Here is a 15,396-nt window from a genome sequence, read left to right as displayed (position 1 = left end):
ACGACTTGTGACCTATTTTACGAAAGGCGCTCCGAGTTGTGTTAAAAGCTCGCGAGCTTCTTCGTCGGACTTAGCCGTCGTTACGATAACAATATCCATACCACGAACTTTATCGATTTTATCATACTCAATTTCAGGGAAAATGAGTTGTTCTTTCAAACCAAGTGTGTAGTTACCGCGACCATCAAATGCTTTGTTGGAAATACCGCGGAAGTCACGTACACGTGGAAGTGATACGTTAAACAATTTATCCAAGAAGTGGTACATACGCTCGCCGCGAAGTGTTACTTTCGCACCGATTGGCATGTTTTCACGAAGTTTAAAACCCGCGATCGCTTTTTTGGATTTTGTTACAACTGGCTTTTGACCAGAGATTTTTTGAAGATCTTCAACTGCAGTATCAAGTACTTTGGAGTTCGAAACAGCTTCACCAACACCCATGTTGATAACAACTTTCTCGATTTTAGGCACTTGCATAACTGTTGTGTAGTTGAACTTTTGAATTAATGCTGGTGTAATTTCGTTCAAGTAACGATCTTTCAATCTTACTGCCATGATCTAGTTTCCTCCTTTCCATACATGTGTGTATTAGTCGATAACTTCGCCGGATTTTTTCGCGATACGAACTTTCGTTCCGTTATCCAATACTTTGTATCCTACGCGAGTAGGTTTGCCGCTCTTAGGATCAATCAGCATCACGTTAGAAACGTGGATCGCAGCTTCTTGATTCAAGATACCGCCTTGTGGGTTAAGTTGGGATGGTTTCGCATGTTTCTTAACCATGTTTACACCTTCAACAAGAACACGATTTTGACGTGGGTAAGCAGCGATAACGCGGCCTTTTTTACCTTTGTCTTTGCCAGTGATAACGAAAACAGTATCGTCTTTTTTCACGTGCAATTTATTGTTATGAGACTCAAGTCTCTTTTTAAGTCTTGGCATTAGCTTCTACACCTCCTGGGGTTCTCCGGTTCGGAAAACAACATCGTAACACGTCTTAGATAACTTCTGGAGCCAAGGATACGATCTTCATGAAGTCTCTATCGCGAAGTTCGCGAGCAACTGGTCCGAAGATACGAGTACCACGTGGGCTCTTGTCTTCCTTCACGATAACAGCTGCATTCTCATCAAATGAGATATATGAACCGTCTTTACGGCGAGCTCCGCTCTTCGTACGAACGATAACTGCTTTAACAACGTCACCTTTTTTGACAACGCCACCTGGTGTTGCTTCTTTTACTGAACATACGATCAAATCACCAATGTGACCAACGCGACGACCAGTACCACCCAAAACGCGGATACACATTAATTGTTTCGCACCTGAGTTGTCAGCGACAGCCAAACGAGTAAATGGTTGAATCATCGTATTCCCTCCTTTCGGGGTTCATATCTAGAATATTAGATAACAACTGCAACTTCAAGAATTTCAACCAGTCTCCAGCTTTTATCTTTGGACAAAGGTCTAGTTTCACTGATTTTCACAGTGTCACCAATCTTAGCTTGGTTGTTTTCATCATGAGCTTTAAATTTTTTCGTATGTTTGATTCTCTTGTGATAGAGTTCATGTTTTTTGTAAGTTTCAACAGCAACAACAATGGTTTTATCCATTTTATCGCTGACAACTTTACCGATCAGAACTTTACGATCGTTACGTTCAGCCATCTAAGGAACACTCCCTTCTAGATTTGGTTACCCAATACCCAGTTCTCTTTCACGCAAAATAGTCTTGGCACGAGCGATCTCTTTACGCAAATCACGAATTTGAGTCGGGTTGTCCAATTGACCAGTAGCTAGTTGAAAACGGAGGTTAAAGAGTTCTTCTTTAAAACCATTAACTTTTTGCTCGATTTCAGCAGTGGTTAAGTTCCGGAATTCACTACCCTTCATTTGCTTCACCGCCTACTTCTTCTCTTTTCACGAACTTCGTTTTGATTGGAAGCTTGTGAGCAGCAAGACGCATTGCTTCACGAGCAATCTCTTCGCTTACACCTGCTAGTTCAAACAAAATTTTGCCCGGTTTTACAACAGCAACCCATTTTTCCACGCTACCTTTACCACTACCCATACGAACTTCAAGCGGCTTTTGTGTAACTGGTTTTGCTGGGAAAATTTTAATCCATACTTTACCGCCACGTTTGATGTAACGTGTCATGGCAATACGAGCTGCTTCGATTTGACGGTTGGAAACCCAAGCCGGTTCAACTGCTTGCAGACCATATTCGCCAAAAGCAACTTCCGTTCCGCCTTTAGCGCGACCTTTCATGTTACCGCGGTGTTCTTTACGGTGTTTTACACGTTTAGGTACTAACATGATTTAATTTCCTCCTTCCGGCTGAGCCTTTTTCTTAGCTGTCGGAAGCACTTCTCCACGATAAATCCATACTTTTACACCAATACGTCCATAAGTAGTAGCTGCTTCAGCTGTACCATAGTCAATATCCGCACGAAGTGTATGAAGTGGAACAGTTCCTTCGCTATATCCTTCCGTACGAGCAATCTCAGCACCGCCAAGACGTCCGCTAGTTGCAACTTTGATACCTTTTGCTCCGGATCTCATCGTTCTTTGCATAGCTTGCTTCATAGCACGACGGAATGAAACACGACGTTCCAATTGAAGTGCAACAGCTTCAGCTACTAGGATAGCGTCAAGATCAGGGTGTTTGATTTCAGAAATGTTGATATGAACTTTTTTGTTCGACATAGCTGCGATGTAGTTACGAATAACTTCAACTTCAGCTCCGCCTTTACCAATAACCATTCCTGGTTTAGCAGTATGAATCGTTACGTTAACACGGTTAGCCGCGCGCTCGATATCGATATGGGAAACTGCAGAATCTTTAAGTTTATTCTTTAAGTATTCGCGGATTTTGACGTCTTCAAGCAGCAGAGTTCCGAAATCTTTTTCTGCAAACCATTTGGACTCCCAATCACGAATGACACCAATTCTAAAACCTATCGGGTGTACTTTCTGACCCACACGTTACCCCTCCTTATTTTTCAGATACCACGATTGTGATGTGGCTGGTACGTTTTTTGATCGCGCTAGCGCGGCCCATTGCACGTTGTTGGAATCTTTTCATTGTTGGCCCTTGATTTACGAAAGTCTCGGAAACAACAAGTTTGTTTGGATCTAGTGAATAGTTATGCTCTGCATTGGCAATTGCGGAATTCAATAGTTTCTCCAGAATTGGAGAAGCTGCCTTTGGTGTATGACGCAAAATTGCGATCGCTTCACCTACCGCTTTTCCCCGAATCAAGTCAACAACTAGCTTTGCTTTACGAGGAGCAATCCGAGCGTGGTTCAATATTGCTTTAGCTTGCATGGTAGTACCTCCTCTCGGTTAAAAATGAATTAACGTTTTCCGGTTTTCTTATCGTCATCGTGACCTTTGTACGTACGTGTTGGAGCAAATTCACCAAGCTTATGCCCAACCATATCTTCCGTTACGTATACTGGCACGTGTTTTCTTCCGTCATAAACTCCGAAAGTGTGACCAACGAATTGCGGGTAAATTGTAGAACGACGGGACCACGTTTTAACAACAACTTTCTTTTCCGCAGTATTCAAGTCTTCTACTTTTTTCAGTAAGTGTCCATCAATAAAAGGACCCTTCTTTAAGCTGCGACCCATGGGTGTTCCTCCCTTCCTTGAACCTCAAGAGAATTCATATATCCTAGATTACTTCGTACGACGACGTACAATGTATTTATCGGATGCTTTACCTTTTTTACGAGTTTTGAAACCAAGCGTCGGTTTACCCCATGGAGACATAGGTGATTTACGTCCGATTGGCGCGCGTCCTTCACCACCACCGTGTGGGTGATCATTCGGGTTCATAACAACCCCACGAACTTGTGGACGATTGCCTTTCCAACGATTACGTCCTGCTTTACCGATTTTCACTAGCTCGTGATCTTCGTTACCAACAGAACCAATTGTTGCGCGGCAAACTTTTAGAACTTTACGAACTTCACCAGAAGAAAGGCGAATTGTTACGTATGATTCTTCTTTACCAAGTAATTGAGCTTCTGTACCAGCAGCGCGCACTAATTGTGCACCTTTACCAGGTTTCAACTCAATGTTGTGGATAACTGTACCAACTGGAATGTTTTCCAATGGAAGTGCGTTACCTACTTTGATATCAGCTTGTGGTCCAGAAACGATACGATCATCCACTTTAAGACCTTTAGGAGCGATGATGTATGTTTTTTCGCCATCAGCATAATGAATCAATGCGATGTTCGCGGAACGGTTAGGATCGTACTCAACTGTAGCAACGCGTCCTGGTATTCCATCTTTAGTACGTTTGAAATCGATGATACGGTATTTACGTTTGTGTCCACCACCATGGTGACGAACCGTAATTTTACCTTGGTTATTACGACCAGCATGCTTGAACAAAGGAGCAAGCAATGATTTCTCGGGTGTTGATGTTGTGATTTCTTCAAAAGTAGAAACCGACATCGCACGACGAGCTGGTGAGGTTGGTTTGTATTTTTTAATTGGCACTCTGTTTCCTCCTTACTTTGAGAAGTGGATTATACTGTTTCAAAGAATTCCAATTCTTTGCTCTCTGCGCTTAGGGACACGATAGCTTTCTTCCAGATGGAAGTGTAACCAGAGTGTTTGCCATAACGTTTAGGCTTAGCTGGCATTCTGAGTGTGTTTACATTTGTAACTTTTACTTTGAAGATTGCTTCGATAGCTTGTTTAATTTCTGTTTTGTTAGCGCGAAGATCCACTTCGAAAACATACTTTTTGTTAGCCATTAGGTCGCTTGTACGCTCAGTGATGATCGGGCGCTTGATAATGTCGCGTGGATTTTTCATTGTGCAAGCACCTCCTCAACTTTCTGTACAGCCTCTTGTGTTAAGATCAATTTGTCATAAAGCATGACATCAAGAACGTTAACTCCATCAGCAGCAACGAATTTCACACCTGGAATGTTACGAGCGGACAAAGCAACATTGGAGTCGTTAGCAACGCCTACAACCAATACTTTGCGATCTACTTTCAGGTTGTTCAAGATAGCAACGAAATCTTTCGTTTTCGGAGCATTCAATTGAAGTTGATCAAGAACGATCAAGTTGTTATCGATTAGTTTCGAGGACAAAGCGGATTTGATCGCTAAGCGACGAACTTTTCTTGGCAATTTGAAACCATAGCTACGAGGAGTTGGTCCGAATACGGTACCGCCGCCTTTCCACTGTGGAGCACGAATACTACCTTGACGCGCACGTCCTGTACCTTTTTGTTTCCAAGGTTTACGACCACCGCCGCGAACTTCTGAACGACCTTTTGTTTTGTGAGTTCCTTGACGCACAGCCGCTTGTTGCAAAAGAACCGCTTCGTGAATCGCATGAACGTGAGGCTCAATTCCGAAAACAACGTCAGACAGTTCAACTTCTCCTACCTGAGCACCTGTTACATTATATAAAGCTACTTTTGGCATCTGTCTTCCTCCTTTCTTACTTTTTAACAGCAGACTTCACGCTAACGTAGCTGTTTTTAGGGCCTGGAATGGAACCTTTAACTAGCAATACATTACGTTCAGCATCTACTTTAATGATTTGAAGATTTTGTAGTGTTACTGTTTCGTTACCCATATGTCCTGGCAATTTCTTACCTTTAGGAACGCGGTTTGCTTGAATGGAACCCATCGAACCTGGTCCGCGGTGATAACGTGATCCGTGTGCCATTGGCCCAGTGGATTGGTTATGTCTTTTGATGTTACCTTGGAAACCTTTACCTTTGGAAGTACCCGTTACATCAACGAATTCGCCCTCTGCGAACAGATCTGCTTTCAGTTCTTGACCTACTTCATAGTCACCCAACTGAATGCCACGAATTTCTTTAACGTAGCGCTTAGGCGTTGCCCCTGCTTTTTTCGCATGGCCAAGCTCTGGTTTAATGATACGGCTAGCTTTTACATCATCAAAACCGATTTGGATCGACTCATAACCATCGTTATCCACATCTTTCTTTTGCAGTACCACACATGGTCCCGCTTGAATGACAGTTACCGGAACTACATTACCCTCCGGAGTAAACAATTGTGTCATCCCAAGTTTTTTTCCTAAGATACCTTTCATCGTTGACACCTCTTTTCCTTCCAGTATTAACTCTATAGTTGTTTTACAGTTTGATCTCGATGTCAACGCCAGACGGTAAGTCCAGACGCATCAAAGCATCAACTGTTTGTGGTGTTGGATTCACAATATCGATTAGACGCTTATGCGTACGCATCTCGAATTGCTCACGCGAATCCTTGTACTTGTGCACCGCACGAAGAATCGTGATGATTTGCTTCTCTGTCGGAAGCGGAATCGGACCGGATACACCTGCACCGGAACGCTTGGCAGTTTCCACGATTTTCTCAGCTGATTGATCAATAATTCTGTGATCATAAGCTTTCAAACGGATACGAATTTTTTGCTTTGCCATTTAAAAGTCCCTCCTTCTATCGCCCAATTTATTATCGGACATACTCCGTGAAAATTCTCCAACAACCATCCCCATGGCAAAGGGGCCTGGTGTGTCGGCAACCTTTCACATCATCGCAACGTCACAGACCAACGTTTAATATTATATAAAATTATAAAACGAAAAGCAAGTGAAATTTTAGGCATACACACATATTTATTTGCACGTGATTTTCTCTTCTATATAAGTAACCATCCGCTGTCGTTTTCTGAATCCGTTTCTACATTATAATAAAAGATTATTATTAAAACCACTGCATTCTGTTTCCAATCAATCTTAGCTGTAGAGCTGCATAAGCTTAGCCGCGGTTATGATATAAAACAAAAAACATCCACCGATAAATCGATGGATGTTCGATCTCTTAAAGAGAGATTATTTTTGAATTGTAGCAACCGCGCCCGCACCAACAGTACGTCCGCCTTCACGAATCGCGAAGCGAGTACCTTCTTCGATTGCGATCGGGTTGATAAGTTCTACAGTAACAGTGATGTTATCACCTGGCATTACCATCTCTGTTCCTTCTGGAAGGTTGATGATACCAGTAACGTCAGTTGTACGGAAGTAGAACTGTGGACGGTAACCAGTGAAGAAAGGCTTGTGACGGCCACCCTCTTCTTTAGTTAGAACGTAGATTTGAGCTGTAAAATTCGTGTGTGGTTTAACTGAACCTGGCTTAGCAAGTACTTGTCCACGCTCGATATCTTTACGATCAACACCACGAAGAAGGGCACCGATGTTGTCACCTGCTTGAGCGGAGTCAAGCAATTTACGGAACATCTCTACGCCTGTAACTACGCATTTGCGAGTTTCTTCAGCGATACCAACGATTTCAACTTCTTCTTGAACTTTAACAGTTCCACGCTCAACACGACCAGTAGCAACTGTTCCACGACCAGTGATTGAGAATACATCCTCAACTGGCATAAGGAAAGGCTTGTCAGTTTGACGCTCAGGAGTTGGGATATAAGTATCAACTTGTTCGAACAATTCGATAATTTTATCAGCCCATGCGCCATCTGGGTTTTGAAGAGCTTCACGAGCTGCTCCACGGATGATTGGAGTATCATCGCCTGGGAACTCATATTCGTTAAGAAGGTCGCGAACTTCCATCTCAACCAATTCAAGCAACTCTTCGTCTTCAACCATGTCACATTTGTTAAGGAATACCACGATGTAAGGTACGCCTACTTGACGGGAAAGAAGAATGTGCTCACGTGTTTGTGGCATAGGGCCATCAGCTGCGGATACAACTAGGATAGCGCCGTCCATTTGAGCAGCACCAGTGATCATGTTTTTAACATAGTCAGCATGTCCTGGGCAGTCTACGTGTGCGTAGTGACGGTTAGGAGTTTCGTACTCAACGTGTGCTGTGGAGATTGTGATACCACGCTCGCGCTCTTCTGGTGCTTTATCGATTTGGTCGAATGCTACTGCAGCTCCACCGTATCTTTTGGAAAGTACAGTTGTGATTGCAGCTGTCAAAGTTGTTTTACCATGGTCGACGTGACCGATAGTACCGATGTTAACATGCGGTTTATTACGTTCAAATTTAGCCTTTGCCATTTTAAACGATTCCTCCTTAGAGTGACTATTAGTTTTATATTAAGCGCCTTTGCCTTTTGCAATAATTTCTTCTGCAATTGACTTAGGTACTTCTTCATAATGTGAAAGTTCCATGGAGTAAACACCACGGCCTTGTGTTCTTGAACGAAGTGTTGTGGAATATCCAAACATTTCGGACAAAGGCACTTTAGCACGGATGATTTGCGCGCCATGACGGTTATCCATACCTTCGATACGTCCACGACGGGAGTTAAGGTCACCCATAACATCGCCCATGTACTCTTCTGGTACAGTAACTTCAACCTTCATGATTGGCTCAAGAAGAACCGGTTTACATTTTTCTTTAGCTGCTTTAAGTGCCATGGAACCCGCGATTTTGAACGCCATTTCATTGGAGTCAACATCATGGTACGATCCATCAACAACAGTAGCTTTGATATCCACTAACGGGAATCCTGCGATTACACCGTTTTTCATGGACTCTTCGATACCAGCTTGAATAGGTGCGATGTATTCTCTTGGAATAGATCCGCCGACTACTTTGCTTTCGAAAACAAAACCTGCTCCAGCTTCTTGAGGTTCGAACTCAACCCAACAATGTCCGTATTGACCACGACCACCTGATTGACGAACGAATTTACCTTCAACTTTAGCTGCTGCACGGAATGTTTCACGGTAAGCAACTTGCGGTTTACCTACATTGGTTTCCACTTTGAACTCACGAAGCATACGATCAACTAGGATTTCAAGGTGAAGCTCACCCATACCTGCGATAATCGTTTGTCCTGTTTCTTCGTCTGTGGAAGCACGGAAAGTAGGATCCTCTTCTGCAAGTTTTTGTAATGCGATACCCATTTTATCTTGGTCGGCTTTCGTCTTCGGCTCAACAGCAAGCTGGATAACCGGTTCAGGGAATACCATTTTCTCAAGAATAACTGGGTGTTTCTCATCACAAAGTGTATCACCAGTCGTTGTATCTTTCAATCCAACGGCCGCGGCGATGTCACCAGCGTATACAATGCTGATCTCTTGACGGCTGTTCGCATGCATTTGCAGGATACGACCAACGCGCTCACGTTTGCCTTTTGTCGCGTTAGAGACATAGGAACCGGAGTTCAAGGTACCAGAGTAAACACGGAAGAACGTAAGACGACCAACGAAAGGATCTGTCATGATTTTGAATGCAAGCGCTGAGAAAGGTTGATCATCAGCAGACTTACGAACCACTTCAGTACCATCGTCAAGTACACCTTTAATGTCAGGTACATCAAGTGGTGATGGCAGGTAGTTAATAACCGCATCCAACATCAATTGAACACCTTTGTTTCTGTAAGAAGACCCTACGATAACTGGGAAGATTTTCACTTCACAGACACCTTTACGTAGAGCTGCTTTGATCTCATCAACAGTAAGTTCTTCACCTTCGAGGTATTTCATTGTAAGCTCTTCATCAAGCTCAGCAACTTTCTCGATTAGTTCTAAACGTAGTTCTGCAACTTGATCTTTGAACTCAGCAGGGATTTCGATTTTCTCGATATCCTTACCAAGATCATCTTTGTACATATATGCAACTTCATCAACCAAGTCAATGATACCTTTGAAATCACTCTCAGCACCAATTGGAAGTTGAATAGCTACAGCATTTGCACCAAGTTTTTGACGCATGGAGTCAACAACTTGCAGGAAGTCTGCACCGATGATATCCATTTTGTTTACGTAAGCAATACGTGGAACGTTGTATTTATCAGCTTGTCTCCAAACTGTTTCGGATTGAGGCTCAACGCCCTCTTTCGCACTAAATACACCAACTGCTCCGTCTAACACACGAAGGGAACGCTCTACCTCTACAGTAAAGTCAACGTGCCCCGGGGTATCAATAATATTGATGCGGTGACCTTCCCATTGCGCAGTTGTAGCGGCGGAAGTAATCGTGATTCCGCGCTCTTGCTCCTGCTCCATCCAGTCCATCGTAGCGCCACCTTCGTGCACTTCTCCGATTTTATGAACTTTACCAGTATAGAACAAGATACGCTCAGTAGTAGTCGTTTTACCAGCATCGATATGAGCCATGATCCCGATATTACGCGTGTTCTTTAAGGAGAACTCTCTAGCCATAGGTCGTTATGTCTCCTTTCTCTTAATTGATTTAGAATTCTACCAACGGTAGTGAGCGAAAGCTTTGTTAGCTTCAGCCATTTTGTGTGTATCTTCACGTTTCTTAACGGAAGAACCTGTGCTATTGCTAGCATCGATAATTTCATAAGCCAATCTTTCTTCCATCGTCTTCTCACCGCGAAGACGGGAATAGTTAACCAACCAACGCAAACCTAATGTCGAACGACGGTCAGGTCTAACTTCGATAGGCACTTGATAGTTAGCTCCACCAACACGGCGAGCTTTAACTTCTAGTACTGGCATAATGTTTTTGATAGCAGCTTCAAACACTTCCATCGGCTCTTTACCTGTACGATCTTTCACGAGGTTAAAAGCGTTGTATAGAATCGTTTGTGCTACCCCTCTTTTTCCATCAACCATAATACGGTTGATAAGACGAGTAACTAGTTTGCTATTATAAATAGGATCTGGCAATACGTCTCTGCGAGTAACTGGACCTTTACGAGGCATAGTTATCCCCCTTTCTTATAAGAATCATTCCTGATTATTATCTCTTATTTTTTAACTTTCGGACGTTTCGTACCGTATTTGGAACGGGATTGCTTACGGTTGTTAACACCGGAAGTATCAAGTGCTCCACGTACGATGTGATAACGTACCCCTGGAAGATCTTTAATTCTACCACCACGGATCAATACAACGCTGTGTTCTTGCAGGTTGTGACCGATACCTGGGATGTAAGCTGTCACCTCTACGCGGTTTGTTAAACGAACACGTGCGTATTTACGAAGTGCGGAGTTAGGCTTCTTAGGAGTCATAGTACCTACACGCGTGCAGACACCACGTTTTTGAGGAGCGCTCAAATCCGTTGCTTCTCTTTTCAAAGCGTTAAAACCTTTTTGCAAAGCTGGTGATTTGGACTTATCCACCTTCGCTTGACGACCTTTACGTACTAGTTGGTTAATTGTTGGCATATCGCCACCTCCTCCCTACATTCATAACATGATGTGCTTCTTGCAAGCCCACAGATCCAGGCGAGTCATAAATGAGCAAAGAGAAAGTCTTTGTTATGGATAGCTGTCAAAGTCACTAGTACTTACGCTAGCTTGTTCCACCAACAAAAACGTCTTTATCACTTATTCATTTACAACAGCTGCTACCGCAGCTCCAACTTCAATTCCACATGCTTTACCTAGCATCTTCATAGAATCTACGTAGGTTACAGGCACACCCTTCTGCGTACAGAGAGCTACCAGATTTATCGTCAATCGCGGATCTGCATCTTTAGAAACAAAAACTTCTATCGCCTTACCCTGCTCGACTGTTTTTGTAACTTTCTTCGTGCCTACACATCTATTCTTGGCCTGTTTGACTATTTCATAAGACATTAGGCACCCCCTTCAAAGAAAGGAAAGAATATCGACTTAGGCACACTTCGATATATTAGCATTTTGATCAGCTAGTGTCAAGGGTTAGTTTGACATGTCCCTCAAAAACATTTGCCCTCATCCATTAAAAAGAGGCAGCCACCTCCATAAACTAGTGGCTACCTCTCTTTATATATGCAATTACTCTACAGCAACTGTTTCTTTTTCCAAATCTTCATCTAGAACAACAACCTCATTAGGGTTTGTGATTCGAATATTACGGTATCTCGGCATTCCTGTTCCCGCAGGGATCAGTTTACCGATGATAACATTCTCTTTCAAACCTAACAATTGGTCGACTTTCCCCTTGATCGCTGCATCTGTCAAGACACGTGTAGTCTCTTGGAAAGAAGCCGCAGACAAGAAGGAGTCTGTTTCTAGGGAAGCTTTCGTGATACCCAGCAAGATTGGACGAGCAACTGCTGGCTCATTACCTGCGAACAAAGCAACTTTATTCGCAGCTTCGTACTCGTGAATATCAACAAATGAACCCGGTAGAAGCGTCGTATCACCAGCATCTACGATGCGGATTTTACGTAACATTTGACGAACCATAACTTCAATATGTTTATCGTTAATTTCTACCCCTTGGTTACGATATACACGTTGTACTTCTTGAAGAATATAGTTCTGAACGCCGCGGATACCTTTGATGCGAAGCATTTCTTTCGGATCGATAGATCCGTCCGTCAACTCGTCACCAGCTTCAACTTGTTGATTCAACGAAACACGTACGCGGGAACCGTAAGGAACTGCATACACTTTGGATTCCGCTTCACCTTGAACTTCGATTTCGCGACGATCCTTAGCTTCACGAATTTCCTTCACGACACCGTCGATTTCGGAAATGATCGCTTGACCTTTCGGATTACGTGCTTCAAAGAGCTCTTGAATACGCGGCAAACCTTGAGTGATATCGTCTCCGGCAACACCACCGGTATGGAACGTACGCATCGTCAACTGTGTTCCTGGCTCACCAATGGATTGCGCGGCAATAATACCAACTGCCTCACCAACCTCAACGAATTGACCAGTAGCCAAGTTACGACCATAACATTTTTTACAAACACCATGATTGGTGCGGCAGCTAAGTACAGAACGAATTTGAAGTTTCTCGATACCTGCTTCAATAATACGATCTGCAATACCTGATTCGATAAGCTCATTACGTTGTACGATAACTTCACCAGTTTGTGGATGACGAAGCGTTTCGTAAGCGTAGCGCCCTTCAATACGATCGTAAAGATCCTCAATAACCTCTTTACCGTCTTGAATTTTGCTAACCATGAAGCCTTTATCTGTTCCACAATCGTCTTCACGAACGATAACATCTTGTGCTACGTCAACGAGACGACGAGTCAAGTAACCGGAATCCGCTGTACGAAGTGCTGTATCGGCAAGACCTTTACGCGCTCCGTGCGTGGAAATAAAGTATTCTAAGATTGTCAGACCTTCACGGAAGTTCGATTTAATCGGCAACTCCATAATTTTACCAGATGGATTCGCCATCAAACCACGCATACCGCCAAGCTGTGTAATCTGCGATTTGTTACCCCGTGCTTTGGATTCAACCATCATGGAGATGGAATTGTATTTATCTAGGGATTTCATCAAAATTTCTGTGATTTCATCCTTAGCTTTACTCCAGATCGCAATAACGCGGTCATAACGCTCTTCATCCGTAATCAAACCACGACGGTATTGGTTCGTAACTACGCGTACTTTCTCTTCACATTCCTTAAGGATTGCTACTTTTTCAGTTGGAACAACAACGTCAGAGACAGCTACGGTAATACCCGCTTTTGTAGAATACGTGAATCCAAGCTCTTTGATTTTATCAAGAATCATCGACGTTTGCGTCGTGTGGTACTTACGGAAGCACTCGGCAATAATCGATCCTAAGTACTCTTTACCAACCGCTTTGTTCTCATCACGTTCCATCATAATCGCCTTCAGATCAGCACCTTTTTCAAATACAAAGTGCGAATCTGGAATACCGTTTAACAAATTGGTTTTGGTCGGTTCATTGATGAACGGGAAATCAGCAGGATAAATTTCGTTCATGATGATTTTACCGATCGTCGTGATCAGCATTGCGTTTTGTTGTTTCTCTGTGAAACTTGTTTTGTTCAATGCTCTAGCAGGGATTGCAACACGTGCGTGTAGTGCCATTTTGCCCGATTGGTAGGAAGAAACTGCTTCATGAACTGTTCTAATGATAGAACCAGCACCTTTAGCAAATTTATTATCCGTTGTTAAGTAGAAACTTCCCAGAACCATATCCTGTGAAGGTGTAACAACCGGCTTACCGTCTTTCGGATTCAAAATGTTACCCGATGCTAGCATGAGCAAACGAGCTTCAGCTTGAGCTTCTGAGGATAATGGTACATGAACGGCCATTTGGTCACCGTCGAAGTCAGCGTTATACGCTGTACATACGAGCGGATGAAGTTTAATAGCGCGGCCTTCAACCAGAATCGGTTCAAAAGCTTGAATACCCAATCTATGCAGTGTAGGTGCACGGTTCAGAAGAACCGGGTGCTCCTTAATAACTTCTTCTAGTACATCCCATACATCAGGACTTACGCGCTCAACTTTACGTTTCGCACTCTTGATGTTGTGAGCCAAACCTTTATTTACAAGCTCTTTCATTACGAAAGGCTTAAACAATTCAAGTGCCATTTCCTTCGGAAGACCACATTGGTACATCTTCAGGTTAGGTCCTACTACGATAACGGAACGACCAGAGTAGTCAACACGTTTACCTAGTAAGTTTTGACGGAAACGACCTTGTTTACCTTTCAGCATATGGCTGAGGGATTTCAAAGGACGGTTACCCGGACCTGTTACTGGACGGCCGCGACGACCGTTATCGATCAATGCATCAACCGCTTCTTGAAGCATCCGTTTTTCATTTTGAACAATGATATCCGGTGCACCTAGGTCGAGCAATCTCTTTAGACGGTTGTTACGGTTAATTACACGACGATAGAGGTCATTCAAATCGGATGTCGCAAAACGTCCACCATCAAGCTGTACCATCGGGCGAAGCTCAGGCGGGATAACTGGAAGTACATCCAGTACCATCCAACCAGGCAAGTTCTTCGAGTTACGGAATGCTTCCATAACTTCCAGACGCTTAATCGCACGGTTACGGCGTTGACCTTGTGCTGTTTTGAGTTCTTCTTTGAGTGTATCCACTTCGCGTTCGATATCAATATCAATTAGAAGCTTTTTAACAGCTTCCGCACCCATGCCTGCTTGGAAAGCATAGCCGTACTTCTCGCGATAGCTACGGTATTCTTTTTCAGACAAGAGTTGTTTCTTCTCAAGAGGTGTATCACCTGGATCCGTTACTACGTAGGATGCGAAGTAGATAATCTCTTCCAAAGATCTTGGAGACATATCTAGTGCAAGACCCATACGGCTAGGAATCCCTTTAAAGTACCAGATGTGTGAAACAGGAGCAGCAAGTTCAATGTGCCCCATGCGTTCACGACGTACTTTTTGACGGGTTACTTCAACGCCACAGCGGTCACAAACAACGCCTTTATAACGAACGCGTTTGTACTTACCGCAATGACATTCCCAATCTTTCGTAGGTCCGAAGATCTTTTCACAGAAAAGACCTTCTTTCTCAGGTTTTAAGGTTCTGTAGTTAATCGTTTCCGGCTTCTTTACTTCCCCACGGGACCAAGAGCGAATTTTATCGGGTGATGCCAAGCCGATTTTCATAAACTCGAAGTTGTTAACGTCCATCAAGGAGCAACCCTCCTTTAAGAAATTTAAACCCACTTTACAGTG

General features: G+C 43.3%; 20 protein-coding genes. All 20 read right to left on the bottom strand.

Features of this window, described 5'->3' with window-relative positions; translation table 11 throughout:
* Nucleotides 1-12: 12 nt before the first annotated feature.
* Nucleotides 13-555: a 50S ribosomal protein L5 gene (gene rplE, locus AC58QT_RS34080; protein WP_056618284.1), complete on the bottom strand. Its 543-nt coding sequence runs from the start codon at nucleotides 553-555 to the stop codon at nucleotides 13-15.
* A gap of 33 nt (nucleotides 556-588) precedes the next feature.
* Nucleotides 589-942, bottom strand: coding sequence for a 50S ribosomal protein L24 (gene rplX / locus AC58QT_RS34075; protein ID WP_081787661.1), 354 nt, complete (start codon nucleotides 940-942; stop codon nucleotides 589-591).
* A 55-nt stretch (nucleotides 943-997) separates the two neighbouring features.
* Complete coding sequence (gene rplN, locus AC58QT_RS34070) at nucleotides 998-1,366, bottom strand: 50S ribosomal protein L14 (protein WP_028557485.1); 369 nt, start codon at nucleotides 1,364-1,366, stop codon at nucleotides 998-1,000.
* Between the two features lie 35 nt (nucleotides 1,367-1,401).
* Nucleotides 1,402-1,665, bottom strand: a complete 264-nt coding sequence (rpsQ, locus tag AC58QT_RS34065) for a 30S ribosomal protein S17 (protein ID WP_068661882.1) — start codon at nucleotides 1,663-1,665, stop codon at nucleotides 1,402-1,404.
* A 27-nt stretch (nucleotides 1,666-1,692) separates the two neighbouring features.
* On the bottom strand, nucleotides 1,693-1,890 hold the full coding sequence (gene rpmC / locus AC58QT_RS34060) for a 50S ribosomal protein L29 (protein ID WP_028557487.1): 198 nt from the start codon (nucleotides 1,888-1,890) through the stop codon (nucleotides 1,693-1,695).
* On the bottom strand, nucleotides 1,880-2,314 hold the full coding sequence (gene rplP / locus AC58QT_RS34055; protein WP_497412844.1) for a 50S ribosomal protein L16: 435 nt from the start codon (nucleotides 2,312-2,314) through the stop codon (nucleotides 1,880-1,882). The genes rpmC and rplP overlap by 11 nt, the downstream gene beginning before the upstream one ends.
* Nucleotides 2,315-2,317: 3 nt before the next feature.
* A complete protein-coding gene (gene rpsC / locus AC58QT_RS34050; RefSeq protein ID WP_028557489.1) occupies nucleotides 2,318-2,980 on the bottom strand; it encodes a 30S ribosomal protein S3 in 663 nt (220 codons plus the stop codon).
* A 13-nt stretch (nucleotides 2,981-2,993) separates the two neighbouring features.
* Nucleotides 2,994-3,326: a 50S ribosomal protein L22 gene (rplV, locus tag AC58QT_RS34045; protein ID WP_028557490.1), complete on the bottom strand. Its 333-nt coding sequence runs from the start codon at nucleotides 3,324-3,326 to the stop codon at nucleotides 2,994-2,996.
* Between the two features lie 29 nt (nucleotides 3,327-3,355).
* Complete coding sequence (rpsS, locus tag AC58QT_RS34040) at nucleotides 3,356-3,634, bottom strand: 30S ribosomal protein S19 (RefSeq protein WP_068661880.1); 279 nt, start codon at nucleotides 3,632-3,634, stop codon at nucleotides 3,356-3,358.
* 48 nt (nucleotides 3,635-3,682) lie between these two features.
* Nucleotides 3,683-4,513, bottom strand: coding sequence for a 50S ribosomal protein L2 (gene rplB / locus AC58QT_RS34035; protein WP_068661879.1), 831 nt, complete (start codon nucleotides 4,511-4,513; stop codon nucleotides 3,683-3,685).
* Nucleotides 4,514-4,542: 29 nt separating this feature from the next.
* On the bottom strand, nucleotides 4,543-4,833 hold the full coding sequence (rplW, locus tag AC58QT_RS34030; RefSeq protein ID WP_056618288.1) for a 50S ribosomal protein L23: 291 nt from the start codon (nucleotides 4,831-4,833) through the stop codon (nucleotides 4,543-4,545).
* Nucleotides 4,830-5,456, bottom strand: a complete 627-nt coding sequence (rplD, locus tag AC58QT_RS34025; RefSeq protein ID WP_497412843.1) for a 50S ribosomal protein L4 — start codon at nucleotides 5,454-5,456, stop codon at nucleotides 4,830-4,832. Before rplD ends, rplW begins: the two co-directional genes overlap by 4 nt.
* 16 nt (nucleotides 5,457-5,472) lie before the next feature.
* A complete protein-coding gene (gene rplC, locus AC58QT_RS34020; protein ID WP_056618299.1) occupies nucleotides 5,473-6,096 on the bottom strand; it encodes a 50S ribosomal protein L3 in 624 nt (207 codons plus the stop codon).
* Nucleotides 6,097-6,139: 43 nt separating this feature from the next.
* Nucleotides 6,140-6,448, bottom strand: a complete 309-nt coding sequence (gene rpsJ / locus AC58QT_RS34015; RefSeq protein WP_028557496.1) for a 30S ribosomal protein S10 — start codon at nucleotides 6,446-6,448, stop codon at nucleotides 6,140-6,142.
* Between the two features lie 411 nt (nucleotides 6,449-6,859).
* On the bottom strand, nucleotides 6,860-8,050 hold the full coding sequence (gene tuf / locus AC58QT_RS34010; RefSeq protein ID WP_068661877.1) for an elongation factor Tu: 1,191 nt from the start codon (nucleotides 8,048-8,050) through the stop codon (nucleotides 6,860-6,862).
* 39 nt (nucleotides 8,051-8,089) lie between these two features.
* Nucleotides 8,090-10,165, bottom strand: coding sequence for an elongation factor G (fusA, locus tag AC58QT_RS34005; RefSeq protein ID WP_497412842.1), 2,076 nt, complete (start codon nucleotides 10,163-10,165; stop codon nucleotides 8,090-8,092).
* A 39-nt stretch (nucleotides 10,166-10,204) separates the two neighbouring features.
* Entirely contained in the window at nucleotides 10,205-10,675 is a 471-nt protein-coding gene (gene rpsG / locus AC58QT_RS34000; protein WP_028557499.1) for a 30S ribosomal protein S7, read from the bottom strand.
* 44 nt (nucleotides 10,676-10,719) lie between these two features.
* Nucleotides 10,720-11,139, bottom strand: a complete 420-nt coding sequence (gene rpsL / locus AC58QT_RS33995) for a 30S ribosomal protein S12 (protein ID WP_028557500.1) — start codon at nucleotides 11,137-11,139, stop codon at nucleotides 10,720-10,722.
* A 162-nt stretch (nucleotides 11,140-11,301) separates the two neighbouring features.
* A complete protein-coding gene (locus AC58QT_RS33990; RefSeq protein ID WP_310502671.1) occupies nucleotides 11,302-11,553 on the bottom strand; it encodes a ribosomal L7Ae/L30e/S12e/Gadd45 family protein in 252 nt (83 codons plus the stop codon).
* Nucleotides 11,554-11,733: 180 nt separating this feature from the next.
* Nucleotides 11,734-15,354 (bottom strand): DNA-directed RNA polymerase subunit beta', encoded by a 3,621-nt coding sequence (gene rpoC, locus AC58QT_RS33985; RefSeq protein ID WP_497412841.1) that lies wholly within the window; start codon nucleotides 15,352-15,354, stop codon nucleotides 11,734-11,736.
* Nucleotides 15,355-15,396: the final 42 nt, after the last annotated feature.

The sequence above is a fragment of the Paenibacillus sp. J31R109 genome (assembly GCF_059692055.1).
Note: the sequence above shows the minus strand (reverse complement) of the source record. Positions and strands in the feature narration are given on the sequence as shown.

What these genes read in the sequence shown, in the direction of transcription:
- tuf (WP_068661877.1), bottom strand. Translation starts at nt 8,050, where the DNA reads ATGGCAAAGGCTAAATTTGAACGTAATAAACCGCATGTTAACATCGGT.
- rpsS (WP_068661880.1), bottom strand. Translation starts at nt 3,634, where the DNA reads ATGGGTCGCAGCTTAAAGAAGGGTCCTTTTATTGATGGACACTTACTG.
- rplE (WP_056618284.1), bottom strand. Translation starts at nt 555, where the DNA reads ATGGCAGTAAGATTGAAAGATCGTTACTTGAACGAAATTACACCAGCA.
- rpsL (WP_028557500.1), bottom strand. Translation starts at nt 11,139, where the DNA reads ATGCCAACAATTAACCAACTAGTACGTAAAGGTCGTCAAGCGAAGGTG.
- rplX (WP_081787661.1), bottom strand. Translation starts at nt 942, where the DNA reads ATGCCAAGACTTAAAAAGAGACTTGAGTCTCATAACAATAAATTGCAC.
- fusA (WP_497412842.1), bottom strand. Translation starts at nt 10,165, where the DNA reads ATGGCTAGAGAGTTCTCCTTAAAGAACACGCGTAATATCGGGATCATG.
- rplC (WP_056618299.1), bottom strand. Translation starts at nt 6,096, where the DNA reads ATGAAAGGTATCTTAGGAAAAAAACTTGGGATGACACAATTGTTTACT.
- rplD (WP_497412843.1), bottom strand. Translation starts at nt 5,456, where the DNA reads ATGCCAAAAGTAGCTTTATATAATGTAACAGGTGCTCAGGTAGGAGAA.
- rplN (WP_028557485.1), bottom strand. Translation starts at nt 1,366, where the DNA reads ATGATTCAACCATTTACTCGTTTGGCTGTCGCTGACAACTCAGGTGCG.
- rplW (WP_056618288.1), bottom strand. Translation starts at nt 4,833, where the DNA reads ATGAAAAATCCACGCGACATTATCAAGCGCCCGATCATCACTGAGCGT.
- rpsJ (WP_028557496.1), bottom strand. Translation starts at nt 6,448, where the DNA reads ATGGCAAAGCAAAAAATTCGTATCCGTTTGAAAGCTTATGATCACAGA.
- AC58QT_RS33990 (WP_310502671.1), bottom strand. Translation starts at nt 11,553, where the DNA reads ATGTCTTATGAAATAGTCAAACAGGCCAAGAATAGATGTGTAGGCACG.
- rpsG (WP_028557499.1), bottom strand. Translation starts at nt 10,675, where the DNA reads ATGCCTCGTAAAGGTCCAGTTACTCGCAGAGACGTATTGCCAGATCCT.
- rplP (WP_497412844.1), bottom strand. Translation starts at nt 2,314, where the DNA reads ATGTTAGTACCTAAACGTGTAAAACACCGTAAAGAACACCGCGGTAAC.
- rpmC (WP_028557487.1), bottom strand. Translation starts at nt 1,890, where the DNA reads ATGAAGGGTAGTGAATTCCGGAACTTAACCACTGCTGAAATCGAGCAA.
- rplV (WP_028557490.1), bottom strand. Translation starts at nt 3,326, where the DNA reads ATGCAAGCTAAAGCAATATTGAACCACGCTCGGATTGCTCCTCGTAAA.
- rpsQ (WP_068661882.1), bottom strand. Translation starts at nt 1,665, where the DNA reads ATGGCTGAACGTAACGATCGTAAAGTTCTGATCGGTAAAGTTGTCAGC.